The sequence below is a fragment of the Nostoc edaphicum CCNP1411 genome (assembly GCF_014023275.1).
GTDB classification, from domain to species: domain Bacteria; phylum Cyanobacteriota; class Cyanobacteriia; order Cyanobacteriales; family Nostocaceae; genus Nostoc; species Nostoc edaphicum_A.
The window spans coordinates 4,890,762-4,910,451 of sequence record NZ_CP054698.1 but is presented as its reverse complement, the minus strand read 5'-3'; the positions used below and the strand labels follow the sequence as shown (position 1 = coordinate 4,910,451).

Annotated in this window: 17 protein-coding genes; 8 read left to right on the top strand and 9 right to left on the bottom strand. The window is 41.0% G+C overall.

What is annotated here, in order from left to right; genetic code table 11:
- Positions 1-35: 35 nt before the first annotated feature.
- Positions 36-167, top strand: a complete 132-nt coding sequence (locus tag HUN01_RS36235; RefSeq protein WP_257798001.1) for a hypothetical protein — start codon at positions 36-38, stop codon at positions 165-167.
- Between the two features lie 6 nt (positions 168-173).
- Here the strand turns inward: HUN01_RS36235 and HUN01_RS23400 are convergent, their stop codons facing one another.
- Both HUN01_RS23400 and HUN01_RS23395 read right to left on the bottom strand, forming a co-directional pair.
- The gene (locus HUN01_RS23400) at positions 174-674 is read right to left on the bottom strand and encodes a sterol desaturase family protein (protein WP_181928196.1); all 501 of its coding nucleotides are present in this window, start codon (positions 672-674) and stop codon (positions 174-176) included.
- Between the two features lie 1,488 nt (positions 675-2,162).
- Positions 2,163-2,342, bottom strand: coding sequence for a ribbon-helix-helix domain-containing protein (locus HUN01_RS23395; RefSeq protein WP_069073736.1), 180 nt, complete (start codon positions 2,340-2,342; stop codon positions 2,163-2,165).
- Positions 2,343-2,784: 442 nt separating this feature from the next.
- On the opposite strand from HUN01_RS23395, the gene HUN01_RS23390 reads away from it, so the two are divergent.
- Positions 2,785-6,330: a WD40 domain-containing protein gene (locus tag HUN01_RS23390; RefSeq protein WP_181928195.1), complete on the top strand. Its 3,546-nt coding sequence runs from the start codon at positions 2,785-2,787 to the stop codon at positions 6,328-6,330.
- A 61-nt stretch (positions 6,331-6,391) separates the two neighbouring features.
- Here HUN01_RS23390 and HUN01_RS23385 read toward each other — a convergent pair whose 3' ends face one another.
- The 3 genes from HUN01_RS23385 to HUN01_RS23375 form a co-directional block, all read right to left on the bottom strand.
- Entirely contained in the window at positions 6,392-7,372 is a 981-nt protein-coding gene (locus HUN01_RS23385) for an SGNH/GDSL hydrolase family protein (protein ID WP_181928194.1), read from the bottom strand.
- A gap of 62 nt (positions 7,373-7,434) precedes the next feature.
- Complete coding sequence (locus HUN01_RS23380; RefSeq protein WP_181928193.1) at positions 7,435-8,547, bottom strand: 3-oxoacyl-ACP synthase III family protein; 1,113 nt, start codon at positions 8,545-8,547, stop codon at positions 7,435-7,437.
- Between the two features lie 20 nt (positions 8,548-8,567).
- Positions 8,568-10,325 (bottom strand): ScyA-related TPP-binding enzyme, encoded by a 1,758-nt coding sequence (locus HUN01_RS23375; RefSeq protein ID WP_181928192.1) that lies wholly within the window; start codon positions 10,323-10,325, stop codon positions 8,568-8,570.
- Between the two features lie 381 nt (positions 10,326-10,706).
- Here HUN01_RS23375 and HUN01_RS23370 point away from each other — a divergent pair, with 381 nt between their 5' ends.
- The 3 genes from HUN01_RS23370 (at position 10,707) to HUN01_RS23360 (ending at position 12,725) form a co-directional block, all read left to right on the top strand.
- Complete coding sequence (locus HUN01_RS23370) at positions 10,707-11,411, top strand: haloacid dehalogenase type II (protein WP_181928191.1); 705 nt, start codon at positions 10,707-10,709, stop codon at positions 11,409-11,411.
- Between the two features lie 255 nt (positions 11,412-11,666).
- A complete protein-coding gene (locus HUN01_RS23365) occupies positions 11,667-12,536 on the top strand; it encodes a DUF5895 domain-containing protein (protein ID WP_181928190.1) in 870 nt (289 codons plus the stop codon).
- A 6-nt stretch (positions 12,537-12,542) separates the two neighbouring features.
- Positions 12,543-12,725, top strand: coding sequence for a hypothetical protein (locus tag HUN01_RS23360; protein WP_238845555.1), 183 nt, complete (start codon positions 12,543-12,545; stop codon positions 12,723-12,725).
- On the opposite strand, the gene mltA is transcribed toward HUN01_RS23360, so the two are convergent.
- Complete coding sequence (mltA, locus tag HUN01_RS23355; RefSeq protein ID WP_181932792.1) at positions 12,708-13,958, bottom strand: murein transglycosylase A; 1,251 nt, start codon at positions 13,956-13,958, stop codon at positions 12,708-12,710. The genes HUN01_RS23360 and mltA overlap by 18 nt on opposite strands.
- Before the next feature lie 3 nt (positions 13,959-13,961).
- On the bottom strand, positions 13,962-14,216 hold the full coding sequence (locus HUN01_RS23350) for a hypothetical protein (protein WP_181928189.1): 255 nt from the start codon (positions 14,214-14,216) through the stop codon (positions 13,962-13,964).
- A 340-nt stretch (positions 14,217-14,556) separates the two neighbouring features.
- Here HUN01_RS23350 and HUN01_RS23345 point away from each other — a divergent pair, with 340 nt between their 5' ends.
- Together HUN01_RS23345 and HUN01_RS23340 are read left to right on the top strand one after the other, a co-directional pair.
- Positions 14,557-14,880 (top strand): DUF4278 domain-containing protein, encoded by a 324-nt coding sequence (locus tag HUN01_RS23345; protein WP_181928188.1) that lies wholly within the window; start codon positions 14,557-14,559, stop codon positions 14,878-14,880.
- Positions 14,881-15,044: 164 nt separating this feature from the next.
- Positions 15,045-16,424 carry a serine/threonine-protein kinase gene (locus tag HUN01_RS23340; RefSeq protein ID WP_181928187.1) on the top strand — a complete coding sequence of 460 codons (1,380 nt, stop codon included), beginning with the start codon at positions 15,045-15,047 and terminating at the stop codon, positions 16,422-16,424.
- Between the two features lie 272 nt (positions 16,425-16,696).
- Here HUN01_RS23340 and HUN01_RS23335 read toward each other — a convergent pair whose 3' ends face one another.
- Positions 16,697-17,611, bottom strand: coding sequence for a Tll0287-like domain-containing protein (locus HUN01_RS23335; RefSeq protein WP_181928186.1), 915 nt, complete (start codon positions 17,609-17,611; stop codon positions 16,697-16,699).
- A gap of 180 nt (positions 17,612-17,791) precedes the next feature.
- On the opposite strand from HUN01_RS23335, the gene HUN01_RS23330 reads away from it, so the two are divergent.
- Positions 17,792-18,646, top strand: a complete 855-nt coding sequence (locus HUN01_RS23330; RefSeq protein WP_181928185.1) for a phosphate/phosphite/phosphonate ABC transporter substrate-binding protein — start codon at positions 17,792-17,794, stop codon at positions 18,644-18,646.
- 117 nt (positions 18,647-18,763) lie between these two features.
- On the opposite strand, the gene HUN01_RS23325 is transcribed toward HUN01_RS23330, so the two are convergent.
- Complete coding sequence (locus HUN01_RS23325; protein ID WP_181928184.1) at positions 18,764-19,534, bottom strand: hypothetical protein; 771 nt, start codon at positions 19,532-19,534, stop codon at positions 18,764-18,766.
- Positions 19,535-19,690: the final 156 nt, after the last annotated feature.

The window sequence follows — 19,690 nt, the reverse complement described above, 5'->3', positions numbered from 1 at the left end:
ATCAATTAATCTCTCTTATTGTTACTACTTGGAAATTGGGAATCAGCTTTTTTGAGTATGTAGGTGAGCGCATTTATGATACTGGAATAATCCCCTTGATTGTACAAAAAGAAGCTGCGATCGCAGCTTCTTTTGGTAATTTTAAAAAATATTTTGGTACGTGGTAGCTTCAGTTAGATCCGAGAGTAGCGAAAACGAAGTCTAAGCAGTCGAAGCCAGCGTAACCACATTTGTGCAGGTTGTTCAAAGAAGGTGAAAATATCACCGAAACCTAAATTAGTTTTGTGATGATGTAACCAGTGTCTCTCAGGAGTAGTAATAAATAGAATTTGGCATAAAATATTTACAGGCTTTGGAGTTTGCCAACCCAGTACACTTATGTGTCTCCACCATACATGAAACTGACCAAGTAGTAATCCAGAAATCACGCCAATGGGAGAGAAAGACCATAAGACTACTGCTATGAGTACATAAGGCAAAGCTCCCAAGATACCATCTAAAAGAACCTGGCGATTAAAAGTCAAAATAGCATAGTGACGGAAATCCTTCTTCCAGGAGTGGTGCGTTTTTAAATGAAGGCTACCAAAAACGTGCTCGGGTACGTGGTAAAAGAATGTAGATAGAAAATCGCCAACAAACAGTAATAACCAAGCAACAGCGATAGCCTCAAGCATTTGTACTCCTCAAGAATAGTTAAGAAAACTCCACAGAAAACATGCAAATGTCATGCTGTCAGCGTAGACACTTAGTTTTTCGCTATGCCAGCAGCATCTGTGCGCTTCATGTGTCTACGCTTCAGTTAATTTGGCTCAGAGTATATGTAATTGGGTTGGTTGCAGTTTCATGAATCTCCAATCCTTAATGCAGTAAACAGCAACTCCTAAGAACCTCCAATTTGACTACTAGCTCTGGGTTAATGGTAGTAATACAGCTAAAACCCGATTGGAATACAGTATTTTACCATAGTTACTACACAATCTTCTTACTAAGACATACAGCGTAAGCAAAGGTTGAGTTAAAGTTAGTACAAATTTAGGTTAAGACTTTCTTCAACATTGTTAATTATAAAATGATTGTAATTAAGCTTCAATTATGATTTTAATTACAAGGATGTAATTGGGCAGTAGACTGAGTGATTGAAGTGAATAAAGCGGGATTCAATTAAATTAATAGGCAGTACAATTTGGAGTATCTAGAATTAACTAGATACCATTGGGACTTTTCGTTAAAATAGCAAGAATGTAGACTTTCTGTTGATCATTTATTAACAAGTTAGGAACTTAGTAAAGCACAGATGCAATATTTACTTACAACGTATTCCAATACTTTTCTGTTAATGGGGAAAGGTTAAAGAGAAAGAGTTTGATTTTACCTTTATCTCTTACCCTTTAACCTTTAGCTTGAGAACTCATTTTAGCCTTACCACCGACGAAATAAAAGTATATTTGTGAACTATTTCACCTTTGTTCATTCTCAATATCTAAAACATTGGTTTGATTAATGAAAACTTTTTTAGATAAAAGCCTTACTGGATAAAGATTTTAGGCTCAGTCTATTTTCACCATTCAAGTTGGATTCCTATGCAAGTATTAGAATTTGATTGAATTGGAGGTGTTAAATTAACTGGTGATAATTGAGAGAGATATAGAAATCCGATTTGATTCCTGAACTTACTTACGTAGGAAGGGAACAGGGAATAGAGTACAGGGTACAGAAAGAAGGGAATAGATGTGTACTGAGTTTTATTTAAAAATCAAATAGGAGTCTTATGCCAGAATTTAGTGAAGGCGTGCTACGCCCGTAGTAAACGAGTGCAGCACGCCGGAAAAAGATGATATAATTACCTCTTATTGAGTTGCACAATAATGAGGAGTAAGAGACTATTTCTTTGGTTTGGCGACTATCCTTCTTCTGTCGCCACTTTGGTCGAAGATTAATTTCTAACCCTTGTTTTTTAGTATTTTCGCAACAAACAACAGTATAGAAATAGCAAATATCTAATCGTGACGATCTAATATATAGAGTCTAATCTATGATTAACACTCTGAAATTACTCTCGTCAAAGTAAAGTTGAAAACATTTGTCTAAATCTGCAATACTTTCTACCTTTAGCTATGATTCTTCCGGACTGATGCTTTTCACTTTTGGGAGGAAAAGTTAGTTCAAGGCAAGGCTTGAATGAGTTCCCGAATCACATCTATTGCTGGTCTGCCTGTCTGTTCACAATACTTTTCAAGGTTCTGAGCTTCATCTGATGTCAAGTTTAAAGTAATTCGCTTAAGCGCTCTTTTTTTACTGGAGGTTGCCAAACGGGGAAATTTAAGTGCAGCAGTTTTATTCATTGATTGATAGGCTAGATATATACAAACTTTCTTTATCAAGATTGCCAATTAATAACTGTCTTTACCAGTGAAAATCGAGATTTTAAGATTGAACTTAAGCCTTACACCCCAAATGCATTACTGAAATAGTAAAGTATAAAATATACCAAGTTTTGCGTAATAGCAGAGCCATTACGCAAGTGCAAGAAGGTTGGGGCTAAAAAGATGATGTTAACAATGCTCTCACAGACCAGATTGTTTATTGAATAAGCGATGTGGAATTATTGAGATGAGTAGATTGCCAAAGGTGGTTTTCATCTGTGAATATTTTGGTAATATACCTGCTTTAAATCCTTTGCAATATGAGATTATTCGTTTGTTATGACTATCACCTCATATCTATAGCAACCTAGTAGATAATTCCTTTTAGTCAAAGGTGATTACACGAACAGTGAGTTAATACATGACTTTACAGAATTGGAGACGCAAGCGTGGCGTTGCACTTACTACCAAGGGTTTACAAAAAATTAAGGAAGCAAAGCATCAGTCAGAAGCAAAGGAAAATTTTGGAAACAGATACACTCTTGAAGACATGAGTGCACGCTCTGGGTTATATTCCGCTACTATCTCGAAAGTATTAAATCGAGAAGGTGGAGTTGACAAACAGACTATTGAAAAGCTTTTTTTAGCTTTTCACTTAAAAATAGATAAAAGTGACTATTCAAGCTCTAATACTCGTCTAGATTGGGGAGAAGCTATCTTTAACTCAGCTTTTTATGGACGTACAGAAGAAATTACTACCCTAGAGGAATGGATTCTCAATGAGCACTGCCAATTAGTTGCACTATTGGGAATAGGAGGTATTGGGAAAACGACACTGTCTGTAAAGCTTGCTCAAAAAATTCAGGACAACTTTGAGTATGTGATCTGGCGATCGCTACGAGAAGCTCCACCTGTTAAAATTATTCTAGGTAATCTAATCCAATTTTTATCTGACGAACAGGAAACAGAAGGCAACTTACCAGAAAGCTTTAGCGATCGGGTATCGCGACTACTCTATTATTTACAAAATTATCGCTGTTTAGTGATCCTTGATAATGCAGAATCAATTCTCCGTAGTGGTAGCCGCGCCGGACTTTATCGAGAAGGATATGAGGAATATAGTGAGCTTTTAAGACGGATAGGAGAAGCAACTCACCAAAGCTGCTTAGTGCTTACTAGTCGTGAAAAACCTAAAGAAGTGGCATTACTAGAAGGACAAGCACTACCAGTTCGCTCATTACTACTGAGTGGTTTGAAGATGCTGGAAGGGCAAGAAATATTGAAACTCAAAGGATTATCAGCAGCACAGGATGAATGGAAAGTAATGATTGAACGCTATGCAGGCAATCCTTTAGCCTTGAAGATAGTTGCTACGACCGTTCAAGATATCTTTGATGGTAATGTGACTGCCTTTTTGCAACAAGATACATCTGTTTTTGGAGACATTCGCGATATTTTAGAGCAGCAGTTTGAGCGCTTGTCAGATTTAGAAAAGGATATTATGTACTGGCTAGCGATTAATCGGGAGTCGATGACACTCTCAGAATTGCGAGATGATATTATATCACCAGTACCACAAGCAAGATTACTGGAGGCGATAGAATCGTTGGGGAGGCGATCGCTAATCGAGAAAGCTACGCCTACACTCATTGAGAAAACTGGATCACTTTTTACCCTCCAGCCTGTAGTTATGGAGTATGTAACTAGTAGCTTGATAGAATATGTCTGTGAAGAGATTCTCACTCAGAATATTGATTTATTCAGAAGTAAAGCTTTAATAAAAGCGACGGCAAAAGAATATGTTAAAGATACTCAAATTCGCCTCATCATCAAACCAGTTATAGATGGGCTTCTTACTGCCTTTAGAAGTAAAAAAACCTTAGAAAATCACTTAGCTCAAATTTTAGCAACCCTACGAGAGATATCCCCTCTAGAACAAAGTTATACGGCAGGAAATATCTTGAACCTGCTTTGTCATTTAGAAACTGATCTGGGAGGTTATGATTTTTCTTATCTAACTATTTGGCAAGCCGACTTGCAGAATGTAAAGTTGCATAATGCAAATTTTGCTCACGCCCATCTAGCTAAGTCTGTTTTTGTTGAAACCTTTGGTGGTATTTTTTCGGTAGCCTTTAGTCCTAATGGTAAACTTTTAGCTACTGGTGATACCAATGGAGAAATTCGCTTATACGAAGTTGCGAATAGTCAGCAACTTCTGACTTGTAAAGGTCATACTGGTTGGGTTTGGTCAGTCACATTTAGTCCCGACGGTCAGGTTATTGCCAGTGGCAGTAATGACCAAACAATAAAACTGTGGGATACCAGTACTGGTCAGTGTTTAAAAACTTTGGAGGGTCATAATGGTGGGGTTCGTTCAGTCATTTTTAGTCCCGGCGGTCAGGTTCTTGCTAGTGGTAGTGATGACCAAACAGTAAAGCTGTGGAATATCAGCACGGGAAAATGTCTGAAAACTTTACAGGAAAATGGTTGTAGTGTATGGTCTGTTGCCTTTAATCCAAAAGGTGATGTGTTAGCAAGTGGAAATGATGACTATAAGGTAAGGCTGTGGGATATTAACAGCAGTTCATGTATTCACACCTTAGAGGGTCACACTCAACGGGTATACTCAGTCACCTTCAGCCCTGACGGGAATACACTAGCTAGCGCCAGCCATGACCAAACAGTTAAAGTTTGGGACGTGAGTAACGGTAAATGTATTAAAACTTTGCAGGGACATACAGACTTGGTACATTCAGTTACCTTCAGTGTAGATGGTAGCGCTCTTGTTAGTTGCGGTGATGACCAAACAGTTAGGATATGGGATTTCGTAAGTGGTCAATGCCTTAAAACTCTACAAGGACACAAAAGTAGGGTATGGTCATTAGCAATATGTATAAATCAAAATATTTGTGCTAGTAGCAGTGATGATCAAACGGTAAAATTATGGAATATCAGCACTGGTCGATGCATTAAGACTTTCCAGGGTTACAACAATGGGATATGGTCAGTTGCTGTCAGCCCAACCGATAATAATATTCTTGCCAGTGGTAGTAATGACCAAACAGTTACACTTTGGGATGTTACGACTGGTAAATGTCTCAGAACTTTACGGGGACATGGTAGGAGAGTCACATCAGTTGTCTTTGTCCCTGATTCTCACTTGCTTGCTAGTGGCAGCGAAGACCAAACTGTAAGGTTATGGAATCTAAGTACTAGTAAATGTCTTAAAATACTGAAAGGGCATATTAATCGAGTTACATCAATTACTTTTAGTAGCGACAGCTATTTTTTGGCCAGTGGTAGCGATGACCAAACAATAAGAATATGGGATGTTACCACTGGTCAATGCCTCAATACTTTACGAGAACATAGTGGTAGAACATGGTCAGTTACCTTCAGTCCTGACAGTCATGTATTAGCTAGTGGTAGTCATGACCGAACAGTGAAACTCTGGGATGTTCGCACTGGTAGATGCCTTAAGACTTTACAAGGTCATACTGACTGGATATACTCAGTTAACTTCCATACGGATGGTTGCACCCTAGCAAGTGGGAGTGGCGACCAAACAATTAAACTCTGGGATGTCAGCACTGGTCAGTGTCTTAGAACTTTGCAAGACCATACAAATACTGTGTATTCAGTTGCTTTTAGTTCGGATGGTCGCATACTGGTGAGTGGCAGTGGCGATCAAACAGTTAAGCTTTGGGACGTTAACACAGGTAGGTGTTTAAGAACTTTATTAGGACATACTAGATGGGTTTGGTCAGTTACCTTTAGTTCCGATGATCAGACTGTGGTCAGTTGTAGTGAAGATGAAACAATTAAGATTTGGGATGTACAAACAGGTGAATGTTTGAAAACTTTGAAAAGTAAAAATCCTTACGAGGGAATGAATATAGCTAGCATAAGCGGGTTAACTGAGTCTCAGAAGGATACTTTAAAAACTTTAGGAGCAGTTGAGTATTAAAGGAGACTTAAATATTAGAGTTAGAATACAGAGCCAAACCAGCTTGCAAACAAGTGCTAATTCAATTAGTTATTCTGCTTTTCAATAGCGAAACTGCACCTAAAATGCTGTATGCTAGCATTCCTAATCCAAGAGATGGTTCGGGTACTGGTACTGGCTTAAGTGCTGAGAATGCTAATTCTCCAATTAGCTTATGAGCAGTAGTTGTAGGATGCACTTCGTCCCAAAACAAAAATTCTTCAGGGTTACAGGAAACTTGTTGTGTGGGAACATCTATAAACACTACTGATAAGTCTTTGCTAATACAAGAGTTAGTAACGTTTGTAAAACCGAATTCCTCTGGAGCAGCAATGATCCTATCAAATAGGGAATTAACATTCAGTTCTATAATGTTGACATCGGGACTTAATTGTTGGTTCAAAACTTGGAGTTCTGTATTTAAGCTAGAGTTATGTTCACTGCTGAATGTGTTGAATAAGTTCGAACGTTGACTAGTGAAATTTGCAAAAGGCGATTTTCCCAAATCCGGTAAGTTTACCACCATGATATCTCTAGCACCATCAGCAACAAGTGATGTCAACGCTGTTGATAAATTTGCCACTGTATTGCTAGGATTTGGCTCACCATCGAAAAAGTAACTTAGGTAGTCATTAGTACCAGCCCAAATAATATATAGAGCATTAGGATCAGCAGTTTCTGCTGCTACAAAGTTATTTATCTGTTGCTGCAATCCTGGTAAAGTAGCCAAACCGATATTCTCAGTTCCTGTAGTTGCGCCACCAAAAGCAAAGTTATTATTCAGATTTAATGTTAATCCTAGATCAGAGGCAAGATAATCAACCCAAATTGGGCCATTAGAAAAACGCCCATTAGAGTAGGTTGGACTTGGGGGAATAATTCCATTAGTGGCATTAAACACATTACCAATATCAGATAAACTGTCTCCAAAGACATAAATATTTTCATAATCTTTTGCTAATACTTTGAGTGGAGATATCAAAGATAAAAGCAAAAATCCTGTTGTTATAATTTGTCTTTGCACAGTTAATTCCTTAATCTAATTTAAAACTTGTAAAGATATTTTGGGAAAAATCTCGCTCCTTTCTAGAGAGCTTTTTTGGCTAATTTAAAACTTTCAAGAGGGTGAGGGGCTAACGCCACATTACCCCAGCGCATTACACTTGCAGAAGCAACACCTGCTGCACCAGAACCATAAATGAGAACTAAGTCATTTTCGTGAATCTTACCCAAATGTGCAGCATGGTACAAATTTGCTACAGTCAGTACTGGGCCTATATTTGCATATAGAGGGTAGAGATTGATTGTACGTTCTGGATCAATACCGAGTAGGCGAGTGCAGAAGCGTGTCATCCAAGCAGTAGGGGTATTGAAAAGAAAAAAGTCGATTTGCTCTAAGGTTACACCAGCAGATGCGATCGCACCCTCACAACATATAGAAAGAAACTCCGCAGCCGTTTCGCGTAGAGCCTTCGCACCCTTACCAGTCTGCATACGGAATCGTGAATTTCCTTGCTCATCCTTTGTCAGTTCAGCAGATACGACCTCACACAGCGCACCTGTATGGACTGTCTTGGTACCAAGGATACCCTGATTTCCTTCAAGTGAACTGACTACAAAGGCTCCAGCACCATCACCAAGAAACCAAGACACAGTATCTTGCTCGTCAAAAACGCGAGAGTACGAACACGAAATCACTACGAGTACATTGCGATAATCTCCAGATCGCACCAAAGCACAGGCAGTTTGAAGTGCAACTGGCGTACTTCCACATGTTCCATCAAGATTCCATGCAGCACCTACAAGACCAAGTTTACGGGCAAGAAAGGCGGCATTGCCAAATCCAATCTGTTCAGGCCAAACTGAGGCCACAATCATCAAATCAATATCATTAACAGAAAGTTTGGCTGCATTCAAGGCATCTGTTGCTGCGCGATATTCTAAGGTTAATGAAGACTCCTCATGACTCAGCAGCCAGCGCTCAATAGTACCACGAAAGGGATCTGAGAGATAAGGCAACATCTCCATATCAAATTCGTTAGCTGGAGGGGTTCCAGTTAGCGAAAACATCCTTGCCAATCCTTTTTGTTCAGCCTGAGCTATTAGCTCAGGGTACTTTTCTAAGTAATAGTTATTGGTACGTCTAATAGTTGGAAAACTTAGTGCAACTGAGCGAATACCTACTGGAGAATGCACCATATAAAAAACTTTCTTTTATCTTAATAGTTGGTAGCGCCCTGTGAAATTAGGCTTTGATTGCGACTTTGAGCGGGTGCTATTTGGGTGTGATCTATGATTACATCAACCACAAATGGCCCAGTGGCTGCGATCGCTTTTTCTAACGCTGCCTGGATCTCGTACTCTGTTTCAACGCGTATACCTTCGGCTCCCATACCCTGAGCAATCTTGACAAAATTCGCTTGGGGAATCGTTGCATCCACGTCCTTGAAACCCAAATACGCCATCCCCTGTTCGCACATATTGTAGCGCCCATCGTTGAGTACAATCCAGACGACAGGAATTTGGTAGGCTACCGCAGTGTTTACCTCACTGCTCATGAGCATAGCACCGTCCCCGACAATAGCAACTGCCTTCCCATTCGATGCTAAAGCAGTACCCAGGACACCAGTCACAAAATGTCCCATAGACCCGAAGCCAGTGCTGACCCGGAAACGAGACGATTCGGCAAATCGCAACAGGTGAATTGCCCAAACCAGAGAGTTACCCACCTCGGTCATGACAACTGCATTGCTCTGTTCAACAATCACCTGTTGAATCATATTCATAAGCACATCTGGTCGTACTTTACCATTAGCACGCGGATGGATTGAATTTCGCTTAGATTTCGGCAGTGACCGAACTTTTGACATACCAGAACGATCTGGAAAATATTTCAGTAATGCCTTACAAAAAACTCCCACATCAGAGTGGATCGCAAACGTCTCAACAGATGGATATGCGCTTCCTGGAACTTTTGGGTCTATATCAACATGCAAAAAACTACGCCTAGGGATCATCTCAGGGTTCCAAAATGATGTTAGTTCGCCAAGACGTGTTCCTAATACCAGGATGTGCCTTGGACGTTGCTCCCTCATGTACCTGAAAACAGACTCATGCCCACCAAAGCCGGTAACGCCTACAAACTGAGGATGATCTTCAGGAAAAATACCCTTAGCTCGTGGCGAACACATTACGCCAGCCCCTGTTCTCTCAGCAAGCTGGCGAATCTCTTTTGCAGCACCCCGTGCCCCAAAGCCTATCCAGATTGCAAACGACTCCTCAGAGAGTAAGTGGACACATTTGGCTATTGTCTCCTCACTTGCTGTTGCCGCAGACTGAGACAAAGTGACTCGTGGCAAAGATGGATTTACTGAACTTGTTTGGATGTTTGCTGGAATACTGAGATGAGCTACAAATCCTCCTGGTTGTCCTAGACCAAGAGCAATTCTTCGAGCAACCTCTGGAAGTTCATCGCTGGATTCGAGGGTTGTCGCATAATGGAATATTGTTCCCGAAGTAAAAATACCTGCACTAGGCATGGTGTAGTTGCTAGTTTCTTGACAAGCCCAGCGGCCACGCTGTGGTGAAGAGGTCGAAGCTGATACGAAAATTACCTTAGCTCCCTCCCAACGGGCAGCCAACAGCCCTGTTAAAGCATTAGTGATCCCTGGCCCTGTGGTAGTGAATACCACAACCGGGCGATCGCTAGCAAAGTGCGCCTCAATAGCCGCAAAAGCTGCTCCGGCTTCATGCCGAAAGTGCAACACCTGGATGGAACTTTGGTGTAACGCTGCCCACACTGGGGCGATCGCGCCTCCCGAAACACCAAAGGCATACTGCACTCCCATATCTCCCAGGATTTTTACTACTGCCTCTGCTACCGAAAAATTCACGGTTGGCTTGCTATCAAATAGCTGTTTAGTTGAGTTTAATTTTTCAGTGGTATTCGCTTGTGTATCCTGAAATTTAACATCCATACAAACTATACTTAGGAATAATTTCCTCTGTGGGATAACATTATCCCACACTGAAAGTAGGCCGGTGTAAATATTCGTCGTTATAAATAACGTAGCAAGCAGCTATGCTGAAAGCAATAAACTACAGGGTTTTAGCCTACTTTACCTTTGATTGAGATACCTTAATTTTATTGTTCCAATCTATCTGCTTATCTTCACATAGTTTGGTACTTTATTATCTACCTACTTCAACTCTGCTTTGATACCGAAGAAATGTTTAGAGACTTTAAGAGTAGCAAATGTGGCGATGCCTGCGGCGGGCTGTGCCAATACAAATGGGTTAACCCATGTTTTAGTTTGTGAAAACTGAACACCATTGATCAACCCCTGGAGTATAAAAAGGTGATTGAATTAAATCAGTACAAGACTTTAACTTTCGATTGTTACGGAACCTTGATTGATTGGGAAAATGGTATTTTAGGGGTGCTAAAGCCACTTCTGCTGGTACATGACACTAATCTGGATGACAAAGAAATTCTCAAAATTTTTGCGGAATTTGAAGCAGAACTGGAAACAGGAGAATATCTCAAATATCGAGAAGTTTTAAACAGAGTAGTCCAGAAATTTGGTGAGCGATTTGGCTTTGAGCCAACTACTGACGAACTAAATTCACTGGCTGATTCGATTCAGTATTGGCTGCCTTTCCCCGATACAGTTGAGGCACTTAGAGCTTTAAGCCAAAAGTTTAAGTTGGTAATTATCTCAAATATAGATGACGATCTCTTTGCTTTCTCGGCGAAGCACTTACAGGTGGAATTTGACCAGATAATCACAGCAGAACAGGCAAAAAGCTATAAACCCTCCTTAAACAACTTCAGACTGGCTATTCAAAGAATTAATTTGCCGCTAGAGCAGATATTACACATTGCTGCTAGCGTATATCACGATATCGTTACAGCCAAATCTCTGGGACTATCAACAGTTTGGGTAAACCGTCGAGCAGACAAAAACAAAACTGGTGCCACATATCCGCAAATAAGTCAACCTAACCTAGAAGTGCTTGATTTAAAGACTCTCGCTGCTATGAGTTCACCGAATCCCCAGTGAGTCATAAGTGCTAGATACTCAGTACTGTTTCGATGAGGATCTGTTGTTACAAAACGAAACAGGAATTGCAACATAGATTGATTCTGCCTTAATCTGGAAAAACTACTACACCAGTTTGACGGCACTTTCGCCCTTCTTTTGAGAGCGACGCGCAAGGGACGGGTAACGCTCGTATCAACTCTCTGCTTCTGGCTCTCCAGGATCAGCGCCCTGCCGATAAACTTGTTCAATAAAACACTTTGATAGCCTAAAACGATGAAAGCATCTGCTAATTTCGACTTTGAAGACGAGAAATTTAATGCACCGCCTTCTCAAGTCATCCCTTGGTGTCAGATGATTAATCCTCGATATGGCACAGATGGGATGCAATCCCACGGTTTGGCGATTAAGCTAGATAATGCTAATGCTGTCGGCTTTGTGCCAGATGATAATTGGCAGCAGGTAGAGCATGAATTTAGTTCTGGAGTCGAAACAGTCTTTATTAGCAATACTCCAAACTTAGTGTTAGTGCGTCGGGGGCCATTGTCTGTTAAAGACCGAGAAAGTGGTCTAAAACTGGGTACGCTCAAAGAGAATTATGATGCTTTTTTAGCCGACAAACTTAAATTTAAAACCTTTACTCGCTATCTAATTTTTATAGTGGGTGAGAATAAAAAGTTTTTGCATGAATCACCACTACAACTAACTCTTAATGGTGCCGCCGGAGCGAGCTTCAGCAAAACCTACTGCGAATATCAACAAGGGAAAGTAGTTAGTGGATTCGTTGCTGAACTCGAAAAAGCTTATGCTGTCTATCGCAAGCAACCTTTGACACCAAAAGGCCCTTTGTTCCACGCCCACGGGATTTTTTGCCCGATAATTGAGTGTGAAGAAAGAGGTATTGAACCAAATACGGTTCTGGTAGCTTCAACTGTGGATTACAAACATCCCACCGTAGGAACTTTAACACAATACTTAATTGCTTCCGATTCTCTTGAGTCTGCAATGATTTGTAAGACTTTTGAAGAATACAAAGATTTTGGAAAGGAACCTGTAAAATCAGAAACGCCTAAATTGGCAATGGCAGGAGTTTCCAACTCTTACGTTTATGCTGATGAAGATGATTTTGCTTATCCGCCGTATTAGGTGGGAGTGGGGAGTGGGGAGTGGGGAGTGGGGGGAGATGAGGGAGATGAGGGAGATGAGGGAGATGGGGGAGATGAGGGAGATGAGGGAGACAAGGGGAATAACATCCTCACTCAATACTCCCAATGCCCCATGCCCCATGCCCCATGCCCAATGCCCCATGCCCAATATCTATTTCTTGAGCAGTAAATAATATAGTGAACCATTACCGCCTGTGATCCCAGCGCGATCGCCTGCTAGTTTACCAGAACCCATGAAATAATCCACCCGGCCTGGGCCTTTGATGGCGCTTCCTGTATCCTGATCAAGTACATAGCGGCTGACAGTACGCCTCTCTAGTTTGCCACCAGTGGTGGGATAGGGAAACGAGTTGTAAATCAGTGCTAGCGCTCCCGGTGGCATGAGAGACTTATCTGTAGCAATGGAACGTTCTGCTGTTACTGGCACATGAATACTACCAGTAGCCGCTCTACCGCTTGTTTCTTGGAAGAAAACAAATCGTTCCCAGCGGGGCAGATAATTGCTCAACTCTTGGGGCTTTCCTTTGAAATAACTAATTAGACGTGGCATTGTCAATCCTTCCAGTGGAAGTTTGCCATCTTTGGCTAGTTCTCTGCCGATACTAGTCCAGGGATAATCAGTTCCACCTGCATAGCCAATTGACGTTGTTTTGCCATTAGTTAATTTAATTTGGGCAGAACCTTGGATATGTACCATGTATGCGTCTAGGCGATCGCGAAACCAAAGCATTTCTAAACCGCGCAACTGGCTTTTATTCCCTTGTAAACCATCCTTCCCTTCCAACTCAATTCGTTTTGGGTGGGGTTTCGGCCATTGGCTGAAATCAGGTGGTAGCCGATAAAGGGGATACTTATATGTTGCAGTCTTGACACGGCTAGCAGTGTAAATAGGTTCGTAGTAAGCAGTGAATTTAACAGTACCCTTGCCATCGTTGCCCACAGACTGGTAGAAGACAAACTCACGGCGGACAGCGGCTTGTAATTGCGCTGCTGACTTAGAACTGACAACCAGTTGGCGAAAACGTATCAAACTCCGGCGGACGCGATCAAGGGTAATTCCCTGAACTGGATAATTTTGATATGCTGCGATCGCCCCACTCTTCGTTAGGTAAAGCAGACTGTTGTCAATGGAAGCTAACAACGCTTTGCGATCGCCCTTTTGACCCCAAAGTTGCTCATCCCAACCCAAGCAAGCGTGCTGGGGCTTACAATCGCTTCCTATAGCTATTGGTTTTAGTGGCGGCGTTATCTCTGGAGTGATTGGTATTGGCACCGGCGAGAGATCAGGAGTAGTGGGTACTGGCAACGGCAGTACATTAGGAACCTGAGCAACAGCCAACCAGAGAGGATTTATAAAAGCAATTCCCAGACTCAAGGAAAGCAAAGCAAGGCTTTTTCTCATCATTTAGTTGAATCTTTCAACACTGGAACTAAAAACGGGTTCTACCCGGATTGCCACGATCCGAGAAGGTCTTACTACCATATACTCCCCTTGAATATTTTTGATCGGCACGCTAATAAAGTCATTAGAAGCAGACTTTGGCACAAGTTCGCCGCTATACCACTTCTGAAACTCTTGAATCGTAGGAAAACGTACTTCTTCCCGGTGGCCGCTTTCCAGTAGGAGGTATACGGCATATTCATTTGGAGTTCTAGCCATAAGGTTGAATCATTAAAAAAAACATTCAACCCATTGTTAACCACGCAACCCCCGAATGAAAAGAGTAAGCATACGGGAGGTGGGGAGCAGAGAAGTAGGGGAGCAGGAGGAGACGAGGAAGATAAGGCGGACAAAGGAGAATTATTGAACAAGTTTTTTCCCAATGCCCAATGCCCCATGCCCAATGGCCTATTCCCAATGACTCTTCACTCTAGACGCCTAATCCTTTAAGCAGTTCCTTAAAAAGTGTAAGTTTACATTCGCTCTTGCATAACTCTCCAATCAACCTCTGATAAATCATTGACATTGTTGAACAACAGTTATTCAGGAAGCGAAAATTATGAAACTTTACTATCGTGGTCTGAGCTATGAATACGACCCAAACAAAGTTGGTAGCAAAAAAACAGAACAGCCGCTTCACCCAGTTCCTCAAATTGGGTCAGCTTATAATATGGTCTACCGTGGCGTTAACTATCGTGTTAATCCAAATTCAAAATCAGCGGCAGATCCTTTAGCACCAGTAACCTATAAATTGAGCTTTCGGGGAATCACCTACTTTGTAAATAAAACTCCATTAGGAGAAGTTAGTGTAATTTCTCAACCAACAATTACTTCAAAAATTGAGGGACTGCTGATTTCTGACGAATTAAAGCTTCAAAAATAATATCGCTGCAAGCCGATCTGGAGTCTAGGAAGTCATAAACTTGTAGTAAAATCCTTAAAAACCTTGAAATTTCAGCACTACTTACCTACTTGCTCTCTCCACAAACCTTACTAAAGCTGGTAGTTGTGCCAAGATGAATTTGAGGACTTGAGGCTTGTGACAAAATGTTAGGACAATTATTAGACGGACGTTACCAAGTCCTCCAGGTTTTAGGTGGAGGTGGATTTGGTCAAACCTACATAGCCCAAGATACTCATCGGCCAGGTTTCCCGAAATGCGTTGTCAAACACCTTAAGCCCGTCACTCGTAGCCCTGAATTTCTCGAAACTGCTAGACGGCTATTTAGCAGTGAAGCAGAAACACTAGAAAAACTGGGTAACCATGACCAGATTCCTCGGCTTTTAGCCTATTTTGAAGATAACCAAGAGTTTTTCTTGGTGCAAGAGTTCATTGAAGGGCAAACTCTGAAAGCAGAACTGTTCCCCAATCAACATTGGACGGAAGATCGAGTAATTCAACTTCTCCAACAGGTTTTGAGTATTCTGCAATTTATTCACAGCCACAATGTTATCCATCGAGATATCAAGCCGGACAATATAATCAGGCGGCAACAAGACGGCAAGTTAGTGCTGATTGACTTTGGCGCAGTTAAACAAGTCCAAACTCAATTGCTTACAGTTCCAGGGCGCACGGGGGCTACTATTATTATTGGCACCCCAGGATATATGTCTACAGAACAAGGGCAAGGTAAGCCCCGCCCCAACAGTGATATTTATTCCTTGGGTATTATTGCTATTCAATCGCTGACGGGGTTACATCCTATAAATTTTGAGGAAGACTCAGATACAGGAGAAATTTCTTGGCAGCATCAGGCTAACGTCAGTTCTGAGTTGGCATCTGTGCTATCTAAGATGGTGCTACACCACTTCAAACAGCGCTATCAGTCTGCGGCTGAAGTTCTACAGGTGCTTAAACATTTCGATACGAAAGTAGAAGCGCCATTACCTCAACCAGCATTTTTTACACAACCGCCTCAAGCTTCACTTTCTCAAGAAAACTCAATTGGGTATCAGCCTGCTTCTATCCTGTCTGCGGAAAATTACAACCGCTTAGAAACAATTCTTTTAGAATTTGTAGGCCCCGTTGCCTCAAGATTACTACGACAAGTTGCGGCATCAGCGCCTAACCTTGAAGAATTAATTAATCAGTTGAGTCTTCATCTCAGAGGAAATCAACAAATTGATTTTAAGAAGAAAACAACCTTCCTTCTAGAGAAACCTACTTTACTACAAGAACTTACTGTTATATCTGAAATTAAGTCAAATAATTTACCAAGCCAAGAACCTCAATTAATCAGCGACAGCTTTGTGAATCAGTGTGAGCGAGAGTTAGCTGATTTAATTGGCCCAATAGCTAAATTCTTAGTGCAAAAAGCTGTTAAATCTTCTGGACAAATCTCTCGTGCAGAATTTGTGAAACTTTTAGCATCTCAAATTCCCGAACATCAAAAAGCTTTACAATTTCAGCAACGCCTACTTTCTTGAATTTTAACTTATAACTCTTTCTTGAAGAAGAATTCAGAAGTCAGAATTCAGGAGTCAGAATGAAGACGCTCGATGACTCGCTCTAAGCGTTCGCGCAGCGTCTCGTAGAGAAGCCATGCCGTTCGCGTTAGCGTCTCTGAAAGAGAAGGCTTTACGCTGCGCTATCCACCAGTAGCACAAAATATCATTCTGTTAGCGGTAGCGGGGCGTTTAGCCCATTCTGGCTCCTGACTCCTGAATTCTGTTTCGATAATCCAAAGTCTAAAATTGTATCAGTTCTGGTTATTCAGCATCTCCATAGCTATTTTTAAGCTAGCTTTCATCCGATTAAATGCTTCTGCTAACCCACCAATTTCATCATTAGATGTTTCTTCAAAATCAGCGCTCATATCACCAATGCTAACCTTTTGGGCTATTTTCTCTATTCTTCTAATACGCTGAATTACATATTTTTTGATTAAGAAGTTAATTAAGAAAACTACGATCGCAAAGATCGTAATTAAAAGTCCCATTATCAATATCCAAGTCCGTTTAGCATTGGCAAAAATTTCTTCAGAGGGAACAGAGATGATTTGAGCAGAAACAATCTGATTGAGTTGCCAGCCAAAACCATTTTCTGAGCCATAAGTTGCCAACTGACTCTTAGGAGCCTGATCTGGTGTAGAATGACATCGTAGACATTGCTGCTGTGTAATCTTTAGTGGTCGGGCAATGTAAAATACTTCGTTTTCTGACAAGTTACGAAAGCCAGTAATTTCTAGAGTGTTGGGTTCGTTGCGAAAACGCTCTACAAGTTGAGTTTCAAAACTATCAGCTTTATCCGCTAAGTTAGTAGGATTAAGTGTTGCATCCTTATGAAAAAAGTTTTTATATTCAGGCTTTTTCCGAAAATTTTCAAAAACCTCTTTAGAAGAAAAAGTTGGAACGGTTTCAGGAATGAAGGTTGGATTAGTTTCTAGTCTAGGCGATAATAAGGGATCAATGCGATCTTGTGTATAGTTTCTAACTGCGTTCACCATTTGGATAAGAATCTGCGCTTGAGAAACCACTTCATTTTGCGCTCTCCCTTGAAGTACACTGGATAAGGCAACGCCACTTCCCAAAATACTGACTATGAAAACTAATATTAAAAGTAAGTTAAATTTAGCACCTATTTTCAAGTTTTTTAACGTAATGTTGTTCAACATAACCTAACCAACGAAGGTGGTATCTGAGTTTCTCTGATATTTATTTATACCTGTTAGAAAGCATCTGAACAATATTTAAATAAATATTAATTTTTTGCCTTAATATAAGCTATTTAGGCAGTATTCAAACTTATCTAAATTAGTCCTGAAAGCCAATTTACCTTCTTACCATAATTAGTGATGTTTTTGCGATTTCCCCGTCGTTTCTTTCTGTTTAATCTGCTAGGCTTAACATTTACTGCCTGCCAATCACCAAAGAAGTTTGAGGGTGCTTTAACTGTTGGTGTTATCAATTATGGTGGTGGCGAACAGATAATTAACCAATATGCTAGATTTAATAGTTACTTAGGTGAAAACACAAAGTCATATATTCAGCTAGAGCCTGTTTTTAATGAAAATAAAGCGGTTGAGCGCCTTGAAGCTCGTGCTTGGTCATTGGTATTTGCGCCACCGGGTTTAGCGGCTGTTGCGATCGCACGGTATCAATATCTTCCTCTATTTCCTTTAATAGGTATTAATAATTTGCGCTCAATTTTCGTTGTTCGCAAAGAGAGTCCGATCACCGAGTTGAAACAGTTACAAGGTCAAATAGTAGCTTTAGGGCAGTTAGGTTCAGCAACAGGATACTATTTTCCACTTTACAATCTTTATGGTACAACACTAGCTGACATACTATTTGCACCCACACCCAAAGCTGCGCTGGAATTGGTTGCTGAAGGAAAAGCGATCGCCTGCGCTGTCTCGGAGGCGGAATTGAGTCTCCATGCTTCGCAGTTGGCCCCAACCGAATTCCGCATACTATTTAAAGACCCTCACTATGTACCATTAGGTGTAGTCTTGATTGGGCCAAATGTAGAGCGAAACCGTCAAGAGTTTATTCGCAAAGTGCTGAGTGATGCGCCTTCAGATTTAGCTCAAGAAGTGGGGTATGTACCCAATGGACAAGTACCAGATTACAGATACATGATTTCTGTGGTTGATCGAGTAAGTTCGATTACTTCTCAGCTAGAAAAAAAACCTGTGCGTTTATTTTAAGATTTGTCATTTGTCATTCGTCATTCGTCATTCGTCATTCGTCATTCGTCATTTGCCCCATGCCCCATGCCCAATGCCCCATGCCCAATGCCCAATGCCCAATGCCTATCACCTTGCTCAAAAAAACAATTTAAATCGTGCTAGCTGGCTTTCAATTGTCCCTGTCAGGATTTTATTCAGTTCTGTGGTGTCTTGGAATTGCAAAATCTGCTGTGTGGGTAAGTCGAAGGGAAATTGTCCTTCAAAGTCTGGACGTTGCATTTGTGCTAGTAGAATCTGTTCAGAACGCTTACTTTGGATGGCATAGCCAATTTCAATACAGACATTCGGACTGGGAATTAATTGAGGGGTTTCTTTGCCATCAATACTAGCAATGGGCGTGGTGTCAGCGATAAATAATAAACTCTTACGGATTTTTCGCATGATCGTGCGGTTAATTCGGAAAGTAGCACCGCTGGGACGAGATGATTCTATTAATGTTAAGGGAAGGCGCGATCGCAAGTTTAAACTTTCCAAACTTTCTCGCAGTTCTTCTCTAAGAATATTTGTCGCTGCGGCATACTCAGTTTGACAGGATAAAAAAATCGTTGGTTCTAACTGAGCCAACACCGCCTGCTTGGTAAAATAAATTTCATGACTAATTAAGTCAATATTAGAGACGCAATAGCCACCACTACCTTCTACATAAAATTCAATATTTTCCCCTTCCAGATAGCGCCCAAACCAAGTTGATTTTTTAACTTCGTCACTTTCTTCCAAAAAGTCTGCTCGCAATGCTGATTTCAGCAGGCTTTTTTTGCTTAAGCGAATGTCTGGCGGACGTTTTTCCAGTTCTGGAATCGGCTCATAATCCTGTAGATACCACGCTCTGAGCGCAATAATTGACATAAGGCGCTATTTAAACTGTTTCTCGTTATTAAACTTAGTATAATCTTACACCAAGAGTAGTCACTATTTCAGACTTCTCTTTAAACACAACAACACCCAAACCTCTACTCGCTGAACCATCTCCTCTCGTTGTTTATCATAGCCAGGGATGTACTA

What these genes read in the sequence shown, in the direction of transcription:
- HUN01_RS23400 (WP_181928196.1), bottom strand. Translation starts at nt 674, where the DNA reads ATGCTTGAGGCTATCGCTGTTGCTTGGTTATTACTGTTTGTTGGCGAT.
- HUN01_RS23395 (WP_069073736.1), bottom strand. Translation starts at nt 2,342, where the DNA reads ATGAATAAAACTGCTGCACTTAAATTTCCCCGTTTGGCAACCTCCAGT.
- HUN01_RS23390 (WP_181928195.1), top strand. Translation starts at nt 2,785, where the DNA reads ATGACTTTACAGAATTGGAGACGCAAGCGTGGCGTTGCACTTACTACC.
- HUN01_RS23380 (WP_181928193.1), bottom strand. Translation starts at nt 8,547, where the DNA reads ATGGTGCATTCTCCAGTAGGTATTCGCTCAGTTGCACTAAGTTTTCCA.
- HUN01_RS23375 (WP_181928192.1), bottom strand. Translation starts at nt 10,325, where the DNA reads ATGGATGTTAAATTTCAGGATACACAAGCGAATACCACTGAAAAATTA.
- HUN01_RS23365 (WP_181928190.1), top strand. Translation starts at nt 11,667, where the DNA reads ATGAAAGCATCTGCTAATTTCGACTTTGAAGACGAGAAATTTAATGCA.
- mltA (WP_181932792.1), bottom strand. Translation starts at nt 13,958, where the DNA reads ATGAGAAAAAGCCTTGCTTTGCTTTCCTTGAGTCTGGGAATTGCTTTT.
- HUN01_RS23350 (WP_181928189.1), bottom strand. Translation starts at nt 14,216, where the DNA reads ATGGCTAGAACTCCAAATGAATATGCCGTATACCTCCTACTGGAAAGC.
- HUN01_RS23345 (WP_181928188.1), top strand. Translation starts at nt 14,557, where the DNA reads ATGAAACTTTACTATCGTGGTCTGAGCTATGAATACGACCCAAACAAA.
- HUN01_RS23340 (WP_181928187.1), top strand. Translation starts at nt 15,045, where the DNA reads ATGTTAGGACAATTATTAGACGGACGTTACCAAGTCCTCCAGGTTTTA.
- HUN01_RS23335 (WP_181928186.1), bottom strand. Translation starts at nt 17,611, where the DNA reads ATGTTGAACAACATTACGTTAAAAAACTTGAAAATAGGTGCTAAATTT.
- HUN01_RS23330 (WP_181928185.1), top strand. Translation starts at nt 17,792, where the DNA reads ATGTTTTTGCGATTTCCCCGTCGTTTCTTTCTGTTTAATCTGCTAGGC.
- HUN01_RS23325 (WP_181928184.1), bottom strand. Translation starts at nt 19,534, where the DNA reads ATGTCAATTATTGCGCTCAGAGCGTGGTATCTACAGGATTATGAGCCG.